The following is a 21,793-nucleotide window of genomic DNA, read 5'->3' as shown; positions in this document are numbered from 1 at the left end:
CTCGTTTGCTTTCTTTTTTGATAAAAAGAAATGTGATTGCCAAAAGTATGGATAATCTTTTACCGATGCAAGAAAAATAAAAGAAAAATAAAATGTTTGTTTCTCAAGGTGTTCCGATGTTATAAGGAAGTGGGCTTCCTATAGAGGTGAGCTTGAATAACCTTGTGAGTGAGAGGCGATTAAAGGCTTTCAATCATCATTCTCCATAGGAAAGGGATGGGCAGGTAGGCAGGGCGTTACTCAAAACGCTTCTGTCATATTGAAGTAAAACAACATCTGGTTGTTTACCGTGTTTTTGCCTAAATCCAGGCGGACGTTCATGCGTGGCTGTACCTCAATGCGTAGACCTACACCATAGTTGGGCAGTACACCCTCTATCTTGCCGGGAGTGGGGCCCATGAAGCCGCAGCCGGTCCAGGCTACAAAACCTATGTGGTTGAGCATCCGCTTCACCCAAGTGCTGCGGTCGGTATTGAGCATCTGTCTGTACTCTGCCATGACCACATGCGAGGACTTGTCGCGATATTGCCCCATGTAGTAGCCGCGCAGGTCGAAAGGCGTTCCGGTGAGGGCATATTGCGTCAGAGGGACGTCACCGAACACGTTCTTGGTCTGTGCCGTCCACGCGAGCACCCTGCGCTTGCCCAGTGACTTGTATTGGCGGTAGTCTATCTCTAGGCGGTAGAAGGTCTGGTCGCTGCCGATGAACTTGGCGTACATCATGCCGCGGAAATCCAGATACATACCACGGTAGGCGTTGGCAGGGACGTCACGGCTGTCGTATGTCAGCAGGAAACCGAGGCCGGAGTTGAAGTTGTTATAGCCATTAGCCGTACCGCCTGCCTCTTTGTACGAGGGTTCGTCCACCAAGAACTTGCCGGGCTCCGTCAAGTGGTCGTAATTGATGTCGATTTGAGGTCCGGCAAAGATATTGCTGTTGCCCAGTCGGAAAAGGAACCAGGGGTTGATTTGCACGCCGCTGTACCGGTATTTGCTGGTACTGTCGCTTCGTACATAATCTTTATTGGTATTATAGCCGATGCCGTAAAAGTTTTCTTCCGTATTTTTATAGCTGAACTTTCCGAAGATACGGAAACGGTCGCCCTTAAAGAAGAGTTGCGGTTTGGAGAAGAGATTGATGCCACCGTTGAACATGAAGGCGATGGCCATGGGCACTACGGAGCGCAGCTGCGTGGTGTCGCTGGGGTTCATACGGAAGGTCATTAGGGCGCTTCCTCCCAGCACGGCACCGAAGTCGGGGGTGTAGCTGGGTCCGCCCAGAATATTGTAATGCAGATTCCGACGCGCTACCTTTTGCTTGCGTAGTTCTTTTTTGGTCAGTGCAGGAACGCTGTCGTTTGTGGCGGCCGCAGTCTGTTCCTGGGCATAAAAGGTGGTGGCGAACAGCACCAGTGCGATAATGCTTAGTATATATCTTTTCATGTCGTACGAAATGTGGGTGCAAAGGAAACTATTTTATCCCGAATAGTTTTCACTGTAATAGATAATAAATCTAAAGATGTCACTAAAATTATCAAAAAAGACATTACTTTTGTCTGCTTCACGAAGCAAGACATCAATAACTAAAAACACATAATCTGAATGAAGAAACGATTTTTATCTGTAATTGTTCTGAGTGCCGCACTGTTCTCTGTGCAGGCACAAGAGGGAAAAGGGGGTGTCAGCCCCGAAATGCTTGGACAAATCAAGCAAAGTTATCAAGGCACGGCTGCCGACAAGGCGCTCCGCAATGCCATAGGCAATAATGACATCCGTAAACTGGCACTCAACCAGGAGAATATGCAGGGCATGGATACCCACTTCTCCATCAAGGTAGAATCCAAAGGCATCACCGACCAGAAGTCGTCTGGCCGCTGCTGGCTGTTTACGGGGCTGAATGTGATGCGTGCCAAGACTCTTGCCGAATACGGTTTCCAGTCTTTCGAGTTCTCCGAAGTCTATCCCTTCTTCTGGGACCAGTTGGAGAAGGCAAACCTCTTCTTGCAAGGCATCATCGACACCTCCAAGAGTCCCCTGACTGATAAGACCGTAGAATGGCTCTTCCAGCATCCGCTGAGCGATGGGGGTACCTTTACCGGTGTGGCCGACATTGTTTCCAAATACGGCCTTGTTCCCAAAGATGCCATGCCCGAAACAAACAGCAGTGAAAATACCTCCCGCATGGCCAACCTCATCTCTCTGAAGCTGAAAGAGTATGGTCTGCAACTGCGTGACATGGCTGCCGCCGGTGCCAAGCCCGAAGCTCTGGAGAAGGAGAAAACTACGATGCTCGGAACCATCTACCGCATGCTGGTGCTGAACCTCGGTGTACCTCCCACGGAGTTCGACTATGTCCGCCACGATGCCAAGGGTAATCCTGTGGAGACAGAGCATCACACTCCCATGTCTTTCCTTGAGAAATATGGAGACAAACAACTGCTGACCAACTACGTAATGCTGATGAACGACCCCAGTCGCGAGTATTACAAGTGCTATGAAATAGACTATGACCGCCACCGTTACGACGGCAAGAACTGGACTTATGTCAACCTGCCCGTAGAGGACATCAAAGAGATGGCCATTGCCTCCTTGAAGGACAGCACCATGATGTACTTCTCTTGCGATGTGGGCAAGTTCCTGAACTCCGAACGCGGTCTGCTCGATGTGAAAAACTATGACTACGAATCACTGATGGGCACCACCTTCGGGATGGACAAGAAGCAACGTATCCAGACTTTCTCCAGTGGCTCTTCCCACGCCATGACCTTGATGGCCGTTGACTTGAACAAAGACGGAAAGCCCGTAAAATGGATGGTAGAGAACAGTTGGGGAGCCGCTTCCGGTTATCAGGGACATCTCATCATGACCGACGAGTGGTTCAATGAATACATGTTCCGTCTGGTAGTGGAGACAAAGTATGTTCCCGCCAAAGTGATGGAACTGTTTAAACAAAAGCCCGTCTGCCTGCCGGCATGGGACCCGATGTTCGCTGAAGAAAAGTGATGATAAGGATTAGGGGTTAGGGATTAAGGATTAAGGATTAGTGGGCTGCACTATGATTCCGCAGGGTATTAATCCCTAATTCTTAACCCCTAATCCTTGTTCTCGTGTTCGTTAACGAAAGGGATTACGGAAATTTCTCCGTAATTCCTTTCTTTTTTACTCTTTATTCACGTTCTTTTTTGCTACTTTTGCGGCAAATTAATGAAACCATTATTTTAAATAAACGCATGGCAAATGTAATTAAGTTACGTAAAGGCCTTGACATCAACCTGAAAGGCGCTGCTGCCCAGGAACTTGTGTCTGTTAAGGAACCGGGATTCTATTCGCTGGTTCCCGATGACTATACAGGCATCACTCCGAAAGTGGTGGTCAAAGAGCAGGAATATGTGATGGCCGGGGGACCCTTGTTTATCGACAAGAATCATCCTGAATTGAAATTTGTTTCGCCCGTTAGCGGCGTAGTGACAAGCGTGGAGCGTGGTGCACGCCGCAAGGTGCTGAACATCGTCGTAGAGGCTGCCACTGAGCAAGACTATGAGGAATTCGGCAAGATGGACCCGTCCAAGATGAGCGGCCAGCAAGTAAAAGAAGCTCTTTTGCAAGCAGGTATGTTCGCTTTCATCCGCCAACGTCCGTACGACGTTATCGCTGATCCGACGGTAACTCCGAAAGCTATCTTCATTTCGGCTTTCGACAGCAATCCGCTGGCTCCCGATTTTGAATTCGCGCTGAAGGGAGAAGAAGCAAACTTCCAGACGGGACTCGACGCTTTGTCAAAGATGGCAAAGACGTATCTGGGTATTAGTGTAAAACAAAAGTCTGCTGCTCTTGTGCAGGCAAAGAACGTTACCGTAACAGCTTTTGACGGACCACATCCGGCAGGCAACGTGGGTGTACAGATTAACCACATCTCTCCGGTAGTGAAGAGTGAAACGGTCTGGACCATCAGTGCCGAAGCCGTACTCTTCATCGGACGTCTGATGAATACCGGTCGTGTGGACATGACCCGTACGGTGGCTGTAACGGGTTCCGAAGTGTTGAAACCCGCTTATTGCAAGCTGAAAGTCGGCGCTCTGTTGACGAACGTTTTCAAAGGTAACGTGACTACCGACAAAGACCTCCGCTACATCAGCGGCAACGTGCTGACCGGTAAGAAAGTTTCTCCGAACGGCTTCCTCGGCTCTTTCGACAGCCAATTGACCGTTATTCCCGAAGGAGATGAAATCCATGAAATGTTGGGTTGGATTATGCCGCGTTTCAATCAGTTCAGCGTCAACCGCTCTTACTTCAGCTGGTTGATGGGCAAGAAGGAATATGTGATAGATGCCCGTATCAAGGGTGGTGAACGTCACATGATTATGTCCAACGAATACGACCGCGTATTTCCGATGGACATCTTCCCCGAATACTTGGTGAAAGCAATCATTGCAGGTGACATCGACCGTATGGAGGCTCTGGGCATCTACGAAGTAGCTCCCGAAGACTTCGCTCTCTGCGAATTCGTATGTTCTTCCAAAGTGGAAGTGCAGCGCATCGTACGTGCAGGGCTCGATATGCTTCGTGCCGAAATGGCATAATCGGGGCGTATGGCAAATCGTAAATTGTAAATCGTAAAATCGTAAATATATTAATGAAAGCGTTAAGAAATTATCTCGACAAGATAAAGCCGAACTTTGAGGAAGGCGGCAAATTCCACGCATTTCGTTCGGTGTTTGATGGCTTCGAAACATTCCTGTTCGTGCCCAATGCCACTTCGAAATCGGGAACGCATATTCACGACTCCATTGACAGCAAACGCATCATGTCGATGGTGGTCATTGCGTTAGTACCGGCGCTGCTGTTCGGTATGTATAACGTAGGTTACCAGCATTTCCACGCTACCGGTGCTGCCGGAGGCTTCTGGGAAATGTTCATCTACGGTTTTCTGGCTGTATTGCCAAAAATCATTGTATCTTATGTAGTAGGTCTCGGCATTGAGTTCGTAGTGGCTCAGTGGAAGAAGGAGGAGATTCAGGAAGGCTTCTTGGTTTCCGGTATCTTGATTCCGATGATTGTTCCGGTAGACTGCCCGTTGTGGATTCTGGCGGTGGCTACTGCATTCTCTGTAATTTTTGCTAAGGAAGTATTCGGTGGTACGGGTATGAACGTGTTCAACGTAGCTTTGATTACCCGTGCATTCTTATTCTTCGCCTATCCTACGAAGATGTCCGGTGATGCCGTTTGGGTATCGGGCGACAGTATCTTCGGTCTGGGACAGTCGGTAGATGGTCTGACGGTAGCTACTCCGTTGGGTGCAGCCGCTACCTCGGGCGCCGTTCCGGAGTTCTCCTGGGACATGGTGACCGGCCTTATTCCGGGTTCTATCGGTGAGACAAGCGTTATCGCCATCGCTCTGGGTGCCATTCTGCTGTTGTGGACGGGCATTGCAAGCTGGAAAACGATGTTCTCCGTATTCGTAGGCGGTGCCTTCATGGCATGGGTGTTCAATGCAATCGGTCCCGACACTCCGATGGCACAGATGCCTTGGTACGAACACCTCGTGCTGGGCGGTTTCTGCTTCGGTGCCGTGTTCATGGCTACCGACCCCGTTACATCGGCACGTACAGAGACTGGTAAGTACATCTTCGGATTCCTGATTGGTGCCATGGCTATCATTATCCGTGTGCTCAATCCCGGTTACCCCGAAGGTATGATGCTTGCCATCCTGCTGATGAATATCTTCGCTCCGCTGATTGACTACTGTGTGGTACAGGGTAACATCAGCCGTCGCGAAAAACGTGCAATCAAGTCTAACAATTAAATACCGGAAAAGAAATGAATACCAATAGTAATAGTTATACTATCATTTATGCTTCGGTAATGGTTGTTATCGTTGCATTCCTGCTGGCATTCGTAAGTTCTTCCTTGCGCGAGACGCAGAACAAGAATGTGGAACTTGACACGAAGAAGCAGATTCTTGCTGCACTCAACATCAAGGACGTGAAGGATGCCGAAGCTGAATATAATAAATATGTAAAGGGCGATATGCTGATGAACGTTGACGGTACTCTGACAGAGAATACCGGTGCATTTGCTACCGCTTACGAGAAGGAAGCCAAAGAAAATAACCGTCTGCACGTATTCGTGGCAGAGGTTGACGGTGAGAAGAAATATGTATTTCCCGTTTACGGTGCCGGTCTTTGGGGCGCTATTTGGGGATATGTTGCACTGAACAGCGACAAGGATACCGTTTACGGTGTTTACTTCTCCCATGCCAGTGAGACTCCGGGTCTGGGTGCCGAAATTGCCAGTGCGCACTTCCAGGGAGAGTTCCCCGGCAAGAAAACGTTGGAGAACGGTGAGGTAGTCCTCGGTGTTGTGAAGAACGGCAAGGTAGAGAAACCTGACTATCAGGTGGACGGCATTTCCGGTGGTACCATCACTTCTGTAGGTGTGGATGCCATGTTGAAGGCTTGTCTGAGCAGCTACAAGAACTTTTTAACTAATAATAATGAGGAGGAATAAGAATATGGGACAATTGTTTTCAAAGAAGAATAAAGAAGTATTCTCTACTCCGCTGGGACTGAACAACCCCGTTACCGTGCAGGTATTGGGTATCTGTTCTGCTTTGGCTGTTACTGCCAAACTGGAGCCTGCCATTGTGATGGGTCTTTCAGTGACGGTGATTACAGCATTCTCCAATGTAGTGATTTCACTGCTGCGCAAGACGATACCCAACCGTATCCGTATCATCGTTCAGCTGGTGGTTGTTGCCGCGTTGGTAACTATTGTAAGTGAGATTCTGAAAGCTTTTGCTTACGATGTAAGTGTGCAGCTTTCTGTATATGTAGGTCTGATTATTACCAACTGTATCCTGATGGGACGCTTGGAAGCATTTGCCATGCAGAACGGTCCCTGGGAATCTTTCCTTGACGGTGTGGGTAATGGTTTGGGATATGCCAAGATTCTGGTAATCGTAGCCTTCTTCCGCGAGCTTCTGGGTTCGGGAACGCTGCTCGGTTTCAACATCTTGAACTATGAACCTCTGCAGAAGTTGGGCTATGTGAACAACGGCTTGATGCTGATGCCGCCAATGGCGTTGATTCTCTGCGCTTGCATCATCTGGTATCAGCGTGCACGTCACAAAGAATTGCAGGAAAAGCAGTAATAAATAAATGAAGAATGAAAAATGAAAGAATGAAAAATGGGCTGCTCTGCTGCAGTACAAGTTCTCATTGCTTTAATTCTTTAATTCTTTAATTCTTAATTTATCGAAGAGATATGGAACATTTAATAAGTTTATTCGTCCGCTCTATCTTTGTGGACAACATGATATTCGCGTTCTTCCTCGGTATGTGTTCTTACCTTGCCGTATCGAAGAATGTGAAGACTGCCGTGGGACTGGGTATCGCCGTAACTTTCGTGTTGGTAGTTACGCTTCCGGTCAACTATTTATTGCAGACCAAGGTGCTGGCTGCCAACGCAATCATTGAAGGCGTTGACCTCAGCTTCCTGAGCTTTATTCTTTTCATTGCTGTAATCGCAGCTATCGTTCAGTTGGTGGAAATGATTGTAGAGCGTTTCAGCCCTTCGCTGTATGCCTCACTGGGTATCTTCCTGCCGCTGATTGCTGTAAACTGTGCCATTATGGGTGCTTCTCTTTTCATGCAGCAGCGCATCACGTTGGGCGAGAGTGACCCGAAATTCATCGGTGGCATTGCTGATGCTGTCTCTTATGCGTTGGGCTCCGGTATCGGTTGGTTGCTGGCTATCGTAGGCTTGGCTGCCATCCGTGAGAAAATGGCCTATTCTGACGTTCCGGCTCCACTGAAAGGACTGGGCATCACGTTTATCACTGTAGGTCTGATGGCAATGGCATTTATGTGTTTCTCTGGTTTGAACATCTAAAAGAAAGGAATAAAACAATGGATATGAATATGATATTAGCAAGCATTGGAGTATTCCTCGTGGTTGTCATCCTGCTTGTTGTTATCCTGCTGGTTGCCAAGAATTTCTTGGTGCCTTCGGGTAATGTAAAACTGACTATCAATGGCGACAAGGAACTGGACGTAGCTTCCGGTTCTACATTGCTGAATACGCTGTCTGTAAACGGTGTGTTCCTTTCCTCCGCTTGCGGTGGTAAAGGTTCCTGCGGACAGTGCAAATGCCAGGTAATGGAAGGTGGGGGTGAAATCTTGCCTTCTGAGACTCCGCACTTCAGCCGTAAGCAAATACAAGATCACTGGCGTCTGGGTTGCCAGGTGAAAGTGAAAGGCGATATGGCCATCAAGGTTCCCGAAAGCGTACTGGGCGTAAAAGAGTGGGAGTGCGAGGTTATCTCCAACAAGAATGTGGCTACGTTCATCAAAGAGTTCATCGTTGCATTGCCCAAAGGCGAGCACATGGATTTCGTTCCGGGTTCTTATGCGCAGATTAAGATTCCTAAATATTCGATGGATTATGATAAGGACATCGACAAGAGCCTTATCGGTGATGAGTATCTGCCTGCATGGGAGAAATTCGGTCTGCTGGGCTTGAAGTGCCGCAATGACGAAGAAACCATCCGTGCCTATTCTATGGCCAACTATCCTGCCGAAGGCGACCGCATTATGCTGACGGTACGTATCGCCACGCCTCCGTTCAAGCCGAAAGACCAGGGCCCGGGCTTCATGGATGTAATGCCGGGTATCGCTTCTTCTTATATCTTTACCCTGAAACCGGGTGATAAGGTAACCATGAGTGGCCCTTACGGAGACTTCCATCCGATATTCGACTCCAAGAAGGAGATGATGTGGGTCGGCGGTGGTGCCGGTATGGCTCCGTTGCGTGCACAGATTATGCATATGACGAAGACACTGCACACTACAGATCGCGTGATGAATTACTTCTACGGTGCACGTGCATTGAATGAAGTGTTCTATCTGGAAGACTTCCTGCAGATTGAAAAGGATTTCCCCAACTTCAAGTTCCATCTTGCACTGGACCGTCCCGATCCGGCAGCCGATGCAGCGGGCGTGAAGTACACTCCGGGCTTCGTACACAACGTAATTTACGAGACTTACTTGAAAGACCACGAAGCTCCCGAAGACATCGAATACTACATGTGTGGTCCCGGCCCGATGTCGAAGGCTGTTGAGAAGATGCTCGACGACCTCGGCGTTCCGGCTCAGAACCTGATGTTCGATAACTTTGGCGGATAATCTTCCTTGTCCGTCTTGAGATAAAAAAACTCCGGCTTGTCCTTCAGGGCTTTGCCGGAGTTTTTTGTTCGGGGCATTTCCTCTCTATTGAAAGAAAGTGGAGTGGATTCTTCGTCGCTTTTTCTTTATTCCTTGATATGAATCGGTGCATTTGCCAGAATGGCTGTTACTTCTCCGGTGGTAATTCCTGTTGACACAGACCTCGTATGAATGGTTCTTGGTGAAGGAGAATGCGGTCTTTCAGAGTTTTCATGTTGGATGTTTTATTGAATGTTATCGTTTTCCTCTTCTGTTTCTTCTTGAATGGTATCTTTGGGCAGAAATCTTGGAGAAATGCGTTTCTTGGGAGTGAGGCTCATGCCTTTCAGCATTTCGGCCTGGCGTACTACACTGCCGTTACCGTCCGAGAGCTGGTTGAAGGCTTTGTCGTAATCCCTTTGCAGGCTGGCCAGCCGGTCGCCGATACCGAGGAAGGTGTCGGTAAAGCCTGCAATCTTTTCATATAAGATGGTGCCGCGCTTGATGATGGCCTGCACATTCTTTACCTGGTTCTCCTTCTTCCAAAGGTCGAGCGAGAGGCGCAGGGCGCTAATCAGGTTGGTGGGGCTCATTAGTACCACCTTTTTGTTGTAGGCATATTCCCAGAGGTGGGCATCGCTTTGGATGGCGAGGAGGTAGGCACCTTCGGTGGGGATGAACATCATAACGAAATCCGGTGATTGGGCGTCGTAATGCGAGTAGTCTTTATGGCTGAGCTCGTCGATGTGGGAGCGGACAGATTGCAGGTGTGCTTTCAGGAAGTGTGCCTGCTCCTCCTTGCTTTCGGCAGAGGTGTAGGCAGCATAGGCAGTCAGCGACACTTTGGAGTCGATAATCATTTCCCGTTCGTCGGGGTATTTCACGATGATGTCGGGCTGCATCTTCTGCCCGCTTTCCTCGTTGATGATGGCTTCGCCCCGTTCGTCTTTTAGAAACTCCTGGCGGAAGTAGTGTTCGCCTTCAATCAGTCCGGAGGCTTGCAACAAACGTTCCAGAATCATTTCGCCCCAGTTGCCTTGCATTTTGGAGTCTCCTTTCAGGGCACGGGTCAGGTTGTTGGCATCTTCGCTGAGGCGGTTGTTCAGTTCCACCAGTTCCTTGATGCGTTCACCCAGCGAGAAGCGTTCTTTGGCTTCGGTGCTGTATACTTGTTCCACCTTTTGGCGGAAGTCCTTCAGGTTATCGCCCAGCGGACGGAGCAGATTGCCCAGGTGTTCGGTATTCAGCCTGGTAAAGTCTTCGGCTTTGCTCTGGAAGATACGGTTGGAGAGATTCTCGAACTCGGTGTTCATGCGCTTGTGCAACGCTTCGGCTTCTTCCTTCTGCAGCTTCAATAATTCTATTTCCTTCTTTGTCCCGCTGATTTCTGCCCTCAGTGCGGCAGACTTGCGGTCTGCCGCCAGATAGCCGACTACGGTTCCGATGATTATCCCTATAATCAGTAATACTATCTCCATAAGTGTTTTGAAGTGTCCGCCTTATTGTGTCAATATTTCGTTTCCGTCTTCAGTAATCAGGATTTGGCTTTCCCATTGGGCAGAAGGCAGTCCGTCGTCTGTGCAGACGGTCCATCCGTCGGCTTCGTCGATAAAGACTTCGTAGCTTCCCATGTTAATCATCGGTTCGATGGTGAACGTCATGCCCGGCACTATCAGCATGCCCGTACCACGTTTGCCGAAGTGTTCCACATCCGGTTCTTCGTGGAACTTGACGCCGCAGCCATGTCCGCAGAGGTCGCGTACCACGCTGTATCCGTTCTTTTCCGCATGCTCCTGGATGGCGGCGCCTACGTCACCGAGGCGTGCCCAGGGCTGTGCGGTCTGTATGCCTATGTCACGGCATTCTTTGGTGACCTGTACCAGTCTCTGCATGTCGGGGCTGACTTCGCCAATCATGAACATGCGTGATGCGTCGGCAAAGTAACCTTTGTAAATGGTGGATACATCGACATTTACAATATCACCGCTTTTCAGGAATTCCCTGGTGCTGGGAATGCCGTGGCACACTACATCGTTGATGCTGGTGCACACACTTTTTGGGAAGCCTTCGTACATGAAGGGGGCGGGGATGGCGTCGTGGTCTGTGGTGAAGCAATACACCATATGGTCAATTTCAGCTGTGGACATGCCTTCGCGAATGTTCTCGGAGAGATAATCCAGCAGGGCCGTGTTGATTTTGGCGCTTGCACGGATACCGGCTAACTGCTCCTCGGTACGGAGTGCGCTTCGCATCGGCAGTTTATATCCTTCTTTCTTATAATGTTGAATTTTGGCTTCTACTTCGTCGGAATAGTTTTTAGGAGTAAACCGGGCTCCTTTCATGAACTTTTTCATTGTCTTTTCTTTTTTATGAGACTGCAAAAATACACAATAATGCAGGTGCTTGTACTATCAAGAGCCGAAAAAACATTCGTTTTCTTTATCCCGATGCCAGCTTAGAGGGTATTCACCACTTCTATTTCGCTTCTTGAACTGTCTATCCTCCGTACTTGTATCTGGGTCTTTATGCGCTCTTTCAGTCCTTCCACGTGACTGATGATGCCTACCTTCTTGCCGCCCATCTGGTGCAGTTTTTCCAATGTGTCCATAACGGTGTTCAGGTAGTCGCTGCTCAGTGTGCCGAAACCTTCGTCGATGAACAGTGTGTCTACCGAGAGGCTCTGGCGGCTGAGGGAAGAAAGTCCGAGGGCAAGTGACAGAGATACTAGGAAGCTTTCGCCGCCCGATAAGGTGCATGCCGGACGTGCCGCACCTCCTTGATGGAAGTCGCGCAGCAGGATGGTGAGCGAACCGGCCTGGCATTCCAGTTCGTAGCGGTCGGTCAAGCGTTGCAGATAGAAATTGGCGCCTGCCAGCAGTTCTTTCAAGACGAAGCTTTGGGCGATGTTGCGGAAATTTTTTCCCCGTTCGTCACCGAAGTGGCGGCAGAGGCGATCCCACTTCAGATACTCTTCGCGCAGCCGGTCGGCACGTTCCTTTTCTTCCTTTATCCGGTCGATGTTGCGAGTGTTTTCTTCCAGGCGTAACTTCTGCTGGCCGATGGATTGGTTGCCGGCGGTTATCTTTTCTTCGAGATTTGCGATGAGTGCATCCAGGGTTTCGAAGTTCTCGTTTTCTTCTATTTCGGGCTTCCGGCCGATGTGCTCTTCCATTTGTTCGGTGGCCAGATGAAAGGCGGTCGATGCAGCTACTTCTTCCTCTTTAAGTGTCTGCAATGAGGCACGTAATGCTTCTATTCGGGAGCCGGACCAAGCGGATAGGACGGTGATACGCTCCTCGTCGAGAGTGGGGTTAGCGGCATAGAACCCGGTTAAATCCTTTTGCAGCCTTGCCATTTGGTCTGCGGTGGAGGATATGCTTTGTTTCAGTCCGCTTGCTTGTGTATTCAGATTATTCCAGGCAATCCCCAGGTCCTTGATTTCCATTTCCTGTGTTGCTGCAGGTGCGTTGCGCCAGTCGGGGAATGCGGCATCGATGCTTTCCTTGTTGATGTTTATCCCTTCCAGCTCTTTGTGGATAAGGGCAATGGCGGATTTCAGTTCTCTTTGTTTTTCCTGCGCCAGCCGGTAGTTGCGCGTAGCTTGCGTCAGGCGGTCAATAAAGGAGAGGGGGGAGTTTTCCCATTCCGTGCTCCATCCCTCCCAGAGGATGAGGGGAGTGACGCGGTTCATGGTGGCACGTATGTTCTCCTTTTCGTTGGCGGCGAGCGACTCGTAATTGACGATGCTGTTTTTCAGCTCATTCAGCACTTTGTCGGCAGAGTTGAAGGCTTGGCGTGCAGCGTCCACGCTTTTCTGGCATTCGTCCTTTTGCCGTTGCAGAGCTATGATTTGTGCGCTGAGCTTTTGAACTTCCGTGAGCTTTTCGTTCAGTTTGTCTGCTTCCAGCTTGTTCTCTTCCAGTAGCTTCTTCAGGGTTTCGCCGGTGGTTGTGGAGAGGCCAACGCCGTTGCATTGGGCGCATTTGGCCTGTGCGTCAGTGTGGGCAAGGTTGTAGCTCCGGAGCGCTCTTGCTGTGGACTGACGGGCATTCTCTGCCAGCGTTCCGTAGGTATTGGATTCTGTCCGGTTGTTGTTCAATGCCTGCTCGGTTTCCTTGTATTCTTTCTCTTTTGTTTCCAGGGAGGTGCGTATGGGAGCAAGGACAGACTGGAAATCTTCATCTTTGCAAAGCGATTTTATTTCTTGTCCGCACACGGGGCAAGTATCCCCGACGACAAGCCGGGAGCGTGTTTCCTTTGCCCACTCTTCTACGGCTTCCTTTTGCTTGTCGTAGAGGGTGCGGATGTCATCATAACTTGTTTTCTTGCTGTCGAATGCCGTTTGCAGGAGGACGTATTGCTTTTGGCACGCCTCCACTTTGGCGTTCAAAGCCTTTTCGTTTTCCTTCGCCTCGTTCAGTGTCCTTTCCGTTTCAGCCAGTAAAGACAAGGCGCTCAATGCTTGCAGCAGGTTCTCCCGTCCGGCATCGAGTTTGTTTTTCTTGTCTTGCAGGGCAGGGCGGTCCATGGTTTCAAGCTGCTTGTTCCGGAGGTTTATTTCGTTTTGCAATGTATGGTTCTCTTGTTCTTTCCGGGTGAGGGCAGCTTCCTTGTCGGTACGCTCCTTGACTTTTACGGGTTGTTGCGCGGCAAGTCTTTCAAGGTGCGCGTTGTAGGTGCCGATGCGTGTTTGGGCATCGAGTGCGGATTTTAGGCCGGTAATGATGGATTGGCTTTGCTCGAACATGGGCAGTAAGGGCGAATGCTCTTGCAAGTACTTCTCGGCACGATGCAGCTTGTCTTCTTGCTCTTTCAGGAAACCGCATAGCCACTTGCTTCCTCCGTCCAGCCGGGCAAAGGATGCTCTCAGTATCCCGGCTTGTGCATAGTTCTGTTGTTGTTGCTGTTGCTGCTGTTTCAAGGTAGAGAGCCAGTTGCGGGCATCGGCGGTGGCGTTCCATTCCTTAATCAGCAGTTCTTTCTGTTTGAATTCGTCCGATTGCAGTTGCGCTTGCTTCCCTTCCCACATCTTCTTTTGCTGTTCACGGGTGAGGAGGAGTTCGGAGTATTTTTTCAGCCAGTCCCTTTTTGCGAGGGCGGTGGTTTTCTGCTCATTGGCTTCCTTGACTCCGGCATTTTGCGTGGCTATGGCTTCCTTGATTGTGGAGACTTCTTCTTCTGCCAGGATGTGGATGCCTTCCAGCTTCCGGTTCTGGTTTTCGTATTCCGTCCGTCTTTCCTTGGTGGCGGCATATATTTCGGCACCTATTTCGGAGTAGATACTTGTACCGGTCAGCTTTTCCAGAATATCCGATTTTTCGCTTTCCTTGCTTTGCAGGAACTTGGTGAAGTCGCCTTGCGCCAGCATGGTGGTGCGGCAGAATTGTTCGAAGGTCAACCCCACTGCAGCTTGTATTTCTGCCTTTATCTCATTCTTTTTGTTGAGCTGTGCGCCGCTTTTCTTGTTTTCCAGTGTCCAGCGCACATCTTGCACGGCTCCTGAAATCTTGCGGTGTGCCCGTGCCACGTACCATCGGGCGGTGTAGGGCGTTTCGTTCGAGCCGGTAAACTCCAGCTCCGTCCATGCTTCACTGGTGTTACGGCGCATCAGTTGCCTGCTGTCGTTGATGGCAACATCTTCCTTTTTGGCAGAGAAAGTCTGGCTCAGGTCTTTGTATTTTTCGTTCTCGGCATGGTCCATGCGGGGCGTTTCGTTGTAGAGTGCCAGGCAGATGGCGTCGAGAATGGTTGTCTTCCCTGCACCCGTCTCACCGCAGATAAGGAAAAGGGATTCCTCGCTTAGCGGTCCGTTCTCAAAGTCGATGACGGCATCTTCTATGGAGGCAAGGTTCTTTATGGTGAGTTTCTGGAGTTTCATGTTCCGGACAAATGATTAGGAGTTGTTCTTGCTTTTCACTTTTTGCATGACAGTCTCCATCAGCTGGCAAAGTTCTGGGTCCATCTCTTCTCCTTCGGTTTCGCGGTAGTAGAGTCTGGCTATTTCCAGGGGAGACATTTCCTGCATCTCTTGGATGGAGATAGGCTTGCTCTCGTCAGTGTCGGCCTGCCGCTCTCGGGTAGTCTTGATGTAGCAATATTTGCATGCCTTGCCTTTGGCGGCGTTCGAGGCTTTTTCGTTGCAGTCGGGGGGCAGGTAGCCTTTTGTCAGCACATTCAGACGGAGGTATGCAGGTTTCTCTTCCGGATATTCTTCCAGCAGTTTCAAGGCGTCTTCGAAAGGTGTCGGGTCATGGGGAAGTGTGACGAGCGGAATCGGATTTTCAATTTCCCTTGTACTGATTTGTGGCTCTGCCCCTTTCTCCAACTCGATGATGGAGACGGAGTGCGGATAGGTTTCGTCGAAGCTGACGGGGAGGGGAGTGCCGCAATAGCGTGCGTGGTGATGACTGCCTTTGATGTCCTGAGGGCAATGGATGTGTCCGAGTGCCAGGTAGTCGTACCCTTCTCCCATAGCGCTGAGGGGAACATACTCTATTCCGCCGATACTCTCATCGTGCCCGCTACGGTCGCTGCCTTCAATGGAGAGATGGGCCATGAGGACGACGGGAAGCTGTGCCGTATTCCGTTTCTTCACTTCGTCCAGCAGTGCTTGGAAGAAGCGTGCCTGCCGTTGGTCGCGCGGTGTTTCAGTGTCCAGCAGGGGGAAGTTTTGCGGATAGACGTGGGGCACGGCAATGACGTAGCCTTTTGTCTTTTTTTCATTGTTTATCTCGATGATGTGCTTGTCCAAATTCACTTCCTCGGCTGTACGTTCGATGTTTCCCACAACGTTCAAGCCGAAGTGCTGCCAGAGGTTGCTGTCTATCTCCAATTTGGAGCTGCTGTCGTGGTTTCCGGCGGTGACTACGATGGTCATTTCGGGGCAGGCTTGGTGAATGTTCAGCATGGCGTCGGTGTACATCTTCTGCGTGGCGGCAGCGGGAGAGGAGTAGTGGTAGATATCTCCGCTTACCACCATGGCGTCGGGCTGCTCTTCGGTTACTATGCGGGTGAGTTGCCGTAGGAAGGCCTGCTGTTCGACGGTGCGGTCGTAGTTGTAGAGGGTGTGTCCCAGGTGCCAGTCGCTGGTATGTAGTATCTTCATTGTTTTTGTTACTTCAATGGATGTGGGTTATGGTTTCCTTAGAATATAAATCTTGTGTGTTCCTCGTCCTTTGTAGTCGATGCCCGATTCGGGATTGGCTATCCATTCGCGCAACTCGCGGGAGGCGGCGGACTTCAATAAGCCGGTCAGTTGGCAATAGTCGGCTTGGGTCATGAAGCTGTTCTTTTCCAGGTATTTTTTTGCCCGTTCCAGCCGTTCCTGCGGAGAAAACACTTGTGAGGAGCGTTGGAATTTGTCGGTGGAACGTTTCAGGTGGCAATGGCGAGCGGTACGGTACAGTAGTTCTTTGTCCACCTTGAAATGTATGTCCTTCAGGCAGATGCTGACGGCGTTTCGCTTGGTGTCTCCTTCTTCGCCCGTCTCCCGTTCACGGTCTTGCCGCAGACCGAGGGCAGGGGTGAATACTCCTAAGTTGTCAATCTTCACGGAGTAACCTTGCCCCATTTGGTAGGCTATTTCGTCGGTGATGGCTTGCATCAGTCCGATGATGTCTCCTCGTGTGAAGGATGAGGCGTATGCTATCTTTTCGGTGATGGTTTCCAAGTTCACCTGCCCGTATAGTTTCATTCGTGGGTAGAGGATGCGTTTGCCGTCTTCTCCCGGCAGGTTCAGTTCCTGCATGTTGTATTCTGCCATGATGGTAGCGTTGTTATGAGGTTCGTTTGTTTATTGGGGCTTACAGAGTTTGTCCCAAGGTTGCGGATGTGTATGCCAAGGTTGGGGATTTCTATCCCAAGGCTTGGGATAGAAATCCCCAAGGGCGAAGGTAATTCTTTATCTCTATACTTGCAAACTTTACTATTAGTAGTTAGGAAGTTTTTTATTGGTAGTCGGGAAGTTTTTTGTTATAGGTTTGAGAGAGGAATTGAAAAAAACGTTATCTTTGTTACATAAGAGAAGTGCATGAATGATGAACAAAACTAAAATTAAGCGATATATGAAATATTATCCGGACTTATTATTGTTGTTTACCTTATTGTCCGTTACCACAATGATTAAAGCACAAATATCGATAAGACCTTATAGCGAATGGGAAGCAACCCAGTTTGTTGCAGTGAACGGACATCAGCCCGAAGACTATGTAACGCCAGATAATAATTGGGAAATACTATACAATTTACGGACTCCACGTACTCAAGCCGAACTTCGTGAAATGGGTATTAAATGCTCTGATAGCCAATTATTGTTATTGGAAGTAGGTGGACTTGTCAGTAAAACAAAAGGAAAATGGAAAGCTACTATACCCATTCTCGACAAAGAACAGACCAATTCTCTAAGAAGCTTAAGTAAGGAGATTGCTGAATCCATGTATGTCAAAACAAAGGCAGACTTTATATCATTGGCACAAACTATCAGTGAAATGGGATTCAAGAACAATGTACTCTCACTTGTTTTTTCATACCTTCTGGATGGAAAAATGTGGACAAAGTTAGTCTTGTTTGAGGATGTTGACAATTATACAAGCTGGAGTGGCTGTTACTGGGTATTATACGAATCAAGAAATGGCTTTGCATGCGGTACGAATGGTTTCGGAGAACAGAATTTGATTTTGACTTACATCAATAGCGGCATTGCTCCTGACAACGACATTATGGACCATTGTGCTGATGAAATAGCACAGTTCGGAAAAGTAACAGATGCCAAACTCGTTTCTCAGTTAAAACCTTATGGGCTGGTAGATGATAATGGAGATGTATTATTTCCTATTATAAAGAAACGGCAAGACCGCTTTCATCAAATAACTGAAAAATTGGTAAACTCTATCAGTGCGGAACTAAAGAATAATTGTGGCTCCTTAGCAAGCCAATATGGTATTGACAATGAAAAAGTGGCAATGGTGATGCTGTACCATGAAGTCATGTGGGATTTGGTAGATAATCTGATTCAAGATAGGATAATCTTCACTCCAGCTATTTTCAAAGATGAAGAATCGAATAAAGAACGATTGAATGAAGTCGTTTTCTTCATAGAAGGAGGATTAATGCAATAATAATTCGATAGAGAAAAGGACATTTGACTTTGAAGAGTTTTCTGTAAATGTATTTCAAGTGCATAGAAAATAGCCAATTAAAAATAAAGAATTATGTACGAATGGGCCAATGAAATGAACTGTGCCGTAACTGTATGCGACACAAAGGGAATCATCCTATATATGAACGAGAAAGCATGCCGTACGTTTGCCAAACACGGTGACCTGATAGGCAAGAATCTCTTTGATTGCCACAACCCGCAATCGCAAGCCAAGATACGCGAACTGCTGGAAACGGGGGGAGTGAATGCCTACACCATTGAGAAGAACGGCGTTAAGAAAATGATTTATCAGACAGCATGGAAGCAGGACGGAGTGGTCGGTGGTCTGGTGGAGATTTCGATGGAAATACCCGGAGAGATGCCACACTATATGAGAAAATAACAAAATGATATATGATATGAAAACACTTTCTAATTCAGAACTGACAATTAAAGTCTCCCCGCATGGGGCCGAGTTATGCAGTATCTTGCGTGATGGAAAAGAATATCTTTGGCAGGCAGACCCTGCTTTCTGGAAACGGCATTCTCCGGTGCTTTTTCCCATTGTAGGCAGCGTTTGGGAGAATGAATACCGTCACGAAGGTGTTTCCTATGCATTGACGCAACACGGTTTTGCCCGCGATATGGATTTTGAATTGATATTTGAACAGGAAGATGAGGTACGCTATCGACTGGTTGACAGTGAGGAAACACGCAAGAAATATCCTTTCCCGTTTTGCCTTGAGATAGGCTATCGGATAGAGGGAAAGAAGATTGAGGTGCTTTGGAAAGTCATCAATACCGGAACATGCGAAATGCACTTCCAGATAGGAGCCCATCCGGCTTTCTATTACCCGGACTATGATACGGAGACAACGGACCGTGGATATTTCGGCTTTGATAAGACGGAAGGTTTGCACTATATCCTTATCTCCGAGAAAGGATGTGCCGCTCCGGATAAGGAATATTTGCTTGAGTTGACAGATGGCCTGCTGCCTTTGGACATCCACTCCTTTGATAAAGATGCCCTGATTCTGGAAAACAGTCAAGTGAAAGAAGTTACATTATATAATAAGGAGAAGAAACCCTATCTCAGTCTGTATTTCGACACTCCGGTGGTGGGGTTGTGGTCGCCTCCGGCCAAGAATGCTCCGTTTGTCTGCATCGAGCCGTGGTACGGGCGTTGTGACCGTGCCCATTATAAGGATGAATATAAGGATAAGGACTGGATGCAGCACTTGGCGCCGGGAGAAGTCTTTAATGGTGGGTATACAATTGATATAAGATAAAAAATGAAGAAGGATACTGAAAATAATTCGGTATCCTTTTTATTTGGAGAATGCAATGTCATTATCTTTGCGCCCGGTAAAAAATATAGGTTGTTTTTTAAGGTATGAAGAAGAGTCTTATTGCATTGGCGTTCGGTACATTGGGGCTGGGGATTGCCGAATTTACGATGATGGGTATTTTGCCCTATGTGGCTACTGATTTGGGAATCAGCATTCCCGTGGCCGGTCATTTCATTTCTGCGTATGCGTTGGGTGTTTGTTTTGGTGCGCCCATGCTGCTCCTGGCCCGTAAACGCCCGTTGAAGCAGATTCTGCTGGTCTTGATGTCATTAATGATTGTGGGTAATATTTGTGCGTCTATGGCACCCAATTATTGGGTCTTGCTGTTGGGACGTTTTGTTTCCGGGCTTCCTCATGGCGCTTATTTTGGAGTAGCTTCCATTGTTGCGGGAAAATTGGCTGATAAAGGGAGAAGCTCGGAGGCGGTTTCAATTATGATAGCGGGAATGACTGTGGCCAATCTGTTTGGGGTGCCGTTGGGTACTTCGTTGAGCCATACACTGTCTTGGCGTGCCACGTTTCTGCTGGTAGGTGCCTGGGGATTGATAACACTGTACTACATTTGGCGTTGGGTACCGCAGGTCGAAGGACTGAAAGACACGGGATTTAAAGGACAGTTCCGTTTTTTGAAAAAGCCGGCGCCGTGGCTCATATTGGGAGCTACAGCTTTGGGCAACGGTGGTGTATTCTGCTGGTATAGCTATATCACTCCGTTGCTGACTGAGGTTTCCGGTTTTAGTGCGGACAGCATTACGGCACTGATGGTACTGGCAGGATTCGGAATGGTTGTCGGCAATCTGGTCAGTGGGCGCATGTCCGACCGGTACACTCCGGGGAAGGTCGGCACGGTGGTGCAAGGGATGATATGTGTTATTTTATTATTGATATTTTTACTCTCTCCCCATCCGTGGTGTTCGGCAATATTGATGACGCTTTGTACGGCAGGTTTGTTTGCCGTCTCCAGTCCGGAGCAGGTGTTGATGATTCGTGTGGCTCCTGGAGGAGAAATGTTGGGAGGCGCTTGTGTGCAGATGGCTTTCAATTTTGGGAATGCTATCGGAGCCTATATCGGAGGCCTTGCCTTGAGTGGAGGATACCGTTATCCTGCATTGGCAGGCGTGCCGTTTGCACTGATGGGATTTATTTTATTCCTTGTCTTCTACAAGAAATTTCAGGCGAAGTATTAAGTGTTTCATTTTTTTTGTGTATGTTTGTCCGCAAGTATTAACTAAACTCGATAACTTATGAAGACTTTGAATTATGTGAAGATATTGCTGTTGTGTGTATTTACGATTGGGCTGGCGTCTTGTGGGGATGATGTGTATTATACTATGCAGAATAGTGACGACAAATTGTGTGGAAAGACGTGGATAGAAGAATATCAGACGGAAAACAAAGATGGAGTTGAAGTGTTATGCAGTCATCAGCTGAAGTTTGCCAAAGTTGATAATTCTGGACAGGAAATTTGGGAGTATTATCGCGGAGGCGAGTCCCGTCCCTATGAAACGACTTCACGTACTTTTACTTGGAAATGGATGGATAAGTCTATGGAGGGGTTGACTCTGAATTATGGTGCCGGTGAAATCAAGTACTTTGATAATGTATGGGTGCGCGAACATTATTTATCCGGTAAACTGGATGGAGTGGTTGTTATGATGGTAGATGCTAATTATAAATAAAGTATGGCTTATGAATAATATGTTGAAATACACAAAAATGTTATTGTTGTTTGTCCTTGTATTAGGATTGACATCATGTGATAGTGAGGAAGAAACGGAATATAATCTGCCCGGTGAATGGTATACATCTGAAGAAATAGATTTCGGGGCATATACTTGGGGTAGGGGGACGATTATGACCTTTAACGCGCGCAACCAAGGTACTATTGGTTCATATGGCGACCCGAATTATTTGCTTTTCAGATGGAATTGGGTTAGTGGGGCTTACAATCTGATGGAATTGGAATTCTATGATGGTGGCAGCATGGCTTACATTGAAGGAGCCATGGCTGATTCTTATTCTTTCAGTGGTACTTGGTATAATAGCTGGAGGGAATATCAAGATAATATTCACGGACAGCCTTTTCGTATGCGTCGGCAATGACGACA

At 48.3% G+C, this 21,793-nt stretch carries 19 protein-coding genes; 13 read left to right on the top strand and 6 right to left on the bottom strand.

Annotated features, from left to right (window positions below; translation table 11 throughout):
• Positions 1-240 precede the first annotated feature (240 nt).
• A complete protein-coding gene (locus DXD65_RS01125; RefSeq protein ID WP_005828308.1) occupies positions 241-1,443 on the bottom strand; it encodes a BamA/TamA family outer membrane protein in 1,203 nt (400 codons plus the stop codon).
• A gap of 159 nt (positions 1,444-1,602) precedes the next feature.
• Here DXD65_RS01125 and DXD65_RS01120 point away from each other — a divergent pair, with 159 nt between their 5' ends.
• The 7 genes from DXD65_RS01120 to nqrF all read left to right on the top strand — a co-directional run bounded on the left by DXD65_RS01120 (position 1,603) and on the right by nqrF (position 9,182).
• Positions 1,603-3,003, top strand: a complete 1,401-nt coding sequence (locus DXD65_RS01120) for a C1 family peptidase (RefSeq protein WP_117887290.1) — start codon at positions 1,603-1,605, stop codon at positions 3,001-3,003.
• A gap of 227 nt (positions 3,004-3,230) precedes the next feature.
• The gene (locus DXD65_RS01115; protein ID WP_008663256.1) at positions 3,231-4,580 is read left to right on the top strand and encodes a Na(+)-translocating NADH-quinone reductase subunit A; all 1,350 of its coding nucleotides are present in this window, start codon (positions 3,231-3,233) and stop codon (positions 4,578-4,580) included.
• Positions 4,581-4,633: 53 nt separating this feature from the next.
• Positions 4,634-5,803: an NADH:ubiquinone reductase (Na(+)-transporting) subunit B gene (locus DXD65_RS01110; protein WP_005828314.1), complete on the top strand. Its 1,170-nt coding sequence runs from the start codon at positions 4,634-4,636 to the stop codon at positions 5,801-5,803.
• A 14-nt stretch (positions 5,804-5,817) separates the two neighbouring features.
• On the top strand, positions 5,818-6,507 hold the full coding sequence (locus DXD65_RS01105) for a Na(+)-translocating NADH-quinone reductase subunit C (protein WP_044468080.1): 690 nt from the start codon (positions 5,818-5,820) through the stop codon (positions 6,505-6,507).
• A gap of 4 nt (positions 6,508-6,511) precedes the next feature.
• Entirely contained in the window at positions 6,512-7,150 is a 639-nt protein-coding gene (locus DXD65_RS01100) for an NADH:ubiquinone reductase (Na(+)-transporting) subunit D (protein WP_005836455.1), read from the top strand.
• 113 nt (positions 7,151-7,263) lie between these two features.
• A complete protein-coding gene (gene nqrE / locus DXD65_RS01095) occupies positions 7,264-7,890 on the top strand; it encodes an NADH:ubiquinone reductase (Na(+)-transporting) subunit E (protein WP_005828321.1) in 627 nt (208 codons plus the stop codon).
• A 17-nt stretch (positions 7,891-7,907) separates the two neighbouring features.
• The gene (gene nqrF, locus DXD65_RS01090; RefSeq protein ID WP_016272690.1) at positions 7,908-9,182 is read left to right on the top strand and encodes an NADH:ubiquinone reductase (Na(+)-transporting) subunit F; all 1,275 of its coding nucleotides are present in this window, start codon (positions 7,908-7,910) and stop codon (positions 9,180-9,182) included.
• A 263-nt stretch (positions 9,183-9,445) separates the two neighbouring features.
• Here nqrF and DXD65_RS01085 read toward each other — a convergent pair whose 3' ends face one another.
• The 5 genes from DXD65_RS01085 to DXD65_RS01065 all read right to left on the bottom strand — a co-directional run bounded on the left by DXD65_RS01085 (position 9,446) and on the right by DXD65_RS01065 (position 16,962).
• Positions 9,446-10,678 carry a DNA recombination protein RmuC gene (locus DXD65_RS01085; protein WP_009036948.1) on the bottom strand — a complete coding sequence of 411 codons (1,233 nt, stop codon included), beginning with the start codon at positions 10,676-10,678 and terminating at the stop codon, positions 9,446-9,448.
• Positions 10,679-10,699: 21 nt separating this feature from the next.
• Positions 10,700-11,554: a type I methionyl aminopeptidase gene (gene map, locus DXD65_RS01080; protein ID WP_005836459.1), complete on the bottom strand. Its 855-nt coding sequence runs from the start codon at positions 11,552-11,554 to the stop codon at positions 10,700-10,702.
• A 101-nt stretch (positions 11,555-11,655) separates the two neighbouring features.
• Positions 11,656-15,078 (bottom strand): AAA family ATPase, encoded by a 3,423-nt coding sequence (locus tag DXD65_RS01075; RefSeq protein WP_117887289.1) that lies wholly within the window; start codon positions 15,076-15,078, stop codon positions 11,656-11,658.
• A gap of 15 nt (positions 15,079-15,093) precedes the next feature.
• Positions 15,094-16,305: an exonuclease SbcCD subunit D gene (locus DXD65_RS01070; protein WP_008663270.1), complete on the bottom strand. Its 1,212-nt coding sequence runs from the start codon at positions 16,303-16,305 to the stop codon at positions 15,094-15,096.
• Positions 16,306-16,332: 27 nt separating this feature from the next.
• A complete protein-coding gene (locus DXD65_RS01065; RefSeq protein WP_005828335.1) occupies positions 16,333-16,962 on the bottom strand; it encodes an HU family DNA-binding protein in 630 nt (209 codons plus the stop codon).
• A 271-nt stretch (positions 16,963-17,233) separates the two neighbouring features.
• On the opposite strand from DXD65_RS01065, the gene DXD65_RS01060 reads away from it, so the two are divergent.
• The 6 genes from DXD65_RS01060 (at position 17,234) to DXD65_RS01035 (ending at position 21,788) form a co-directional block, all read left to right on the top strand.
• Complete coding sequence (locus DXD65_RS01060) at positions 17,234-18,316, top strand: hypothetical protein (protein ID WP_117703952.1); 1,083 nt, start codon at positions 17,234-17,236, stop codon at positions 18,314-18,316.
• Positions 18,317-18,409: 93 nt separating this feature from the next.
• Positions 18,410-18,739: a PAS domain-containing protein gene (locus DXD65_RS01055; protein WP_005828341.1), complete on the top strand. Its 330-nt coding sequence runs from the start codon at positions 18,410-18,412 to the stop codon at positions 18,737-18,739.
• Between the two features lie 16 nt (positions 18,740-18,755).
• On the top strand, positions 18,756-19,625 hold the full coding sequence (locus DXD65_RS01050; RefSeq protein ID WP_117887327.1) for an aldose 1-epimerase family protein: 870 nt from the start codon (positions 18,756-18,758) through the stop codon (positions 19,623-19,625).
• A 104-nt stretch (positions 19,626-19,729) separates the two neighbouring features.
• Positions 19,730-20,872: an MFS transporter AraJ gene (araJ, locus tag DXD65_RS01045; protein ID WP_117887288.1), complete on the top strand. Its 1,143-nt coding sequence runs from the start codon at positions 19,730-19,732 to the stop codon at positions 20,870-20,872.
• A gap of 57 nt (positions 20,873-20,929) precedes the next feature.
• A complete protein-coding gene (locus DXD65_RS01040; RefSeq protein WP_044468909.1) occupies positions 20,930-21,364 on the top strand; it encodes a hypothetical protein in 435 nt (144 codons plus the stop codon).
• A 10-nt stretch (positions 21,365-21,374) separates the two neighbouring features.
• Complete coding sequence (locus DXD65_RS01035; RefSeq protein ID WP_008663282.1) at positions 21,375-21,788, top strand: hypothetical protein; 414 nt, start codon at positions 21,375-21,377, stop codon at positions 21,786-21,788.
• The last annotated feature ends 5 nt before the right edge of the window (positions 21,789-21,793 follow it).

The sequence above is a fragment of the Bacteroides sp. 4_1_36 genome, assembly GCF_003466325.1.
In the GTDB taxonomy this organism is placed as follows: domain Bacteria; phylum Bacteroidota; class Bacteroidia; order Bacteroidales; family Bacteroidaceae; genus Bacteroides; species Bacteroides uniformis.
This window is presented reverse-complemented; position numbering and strand designations above follow the sequence as displayed.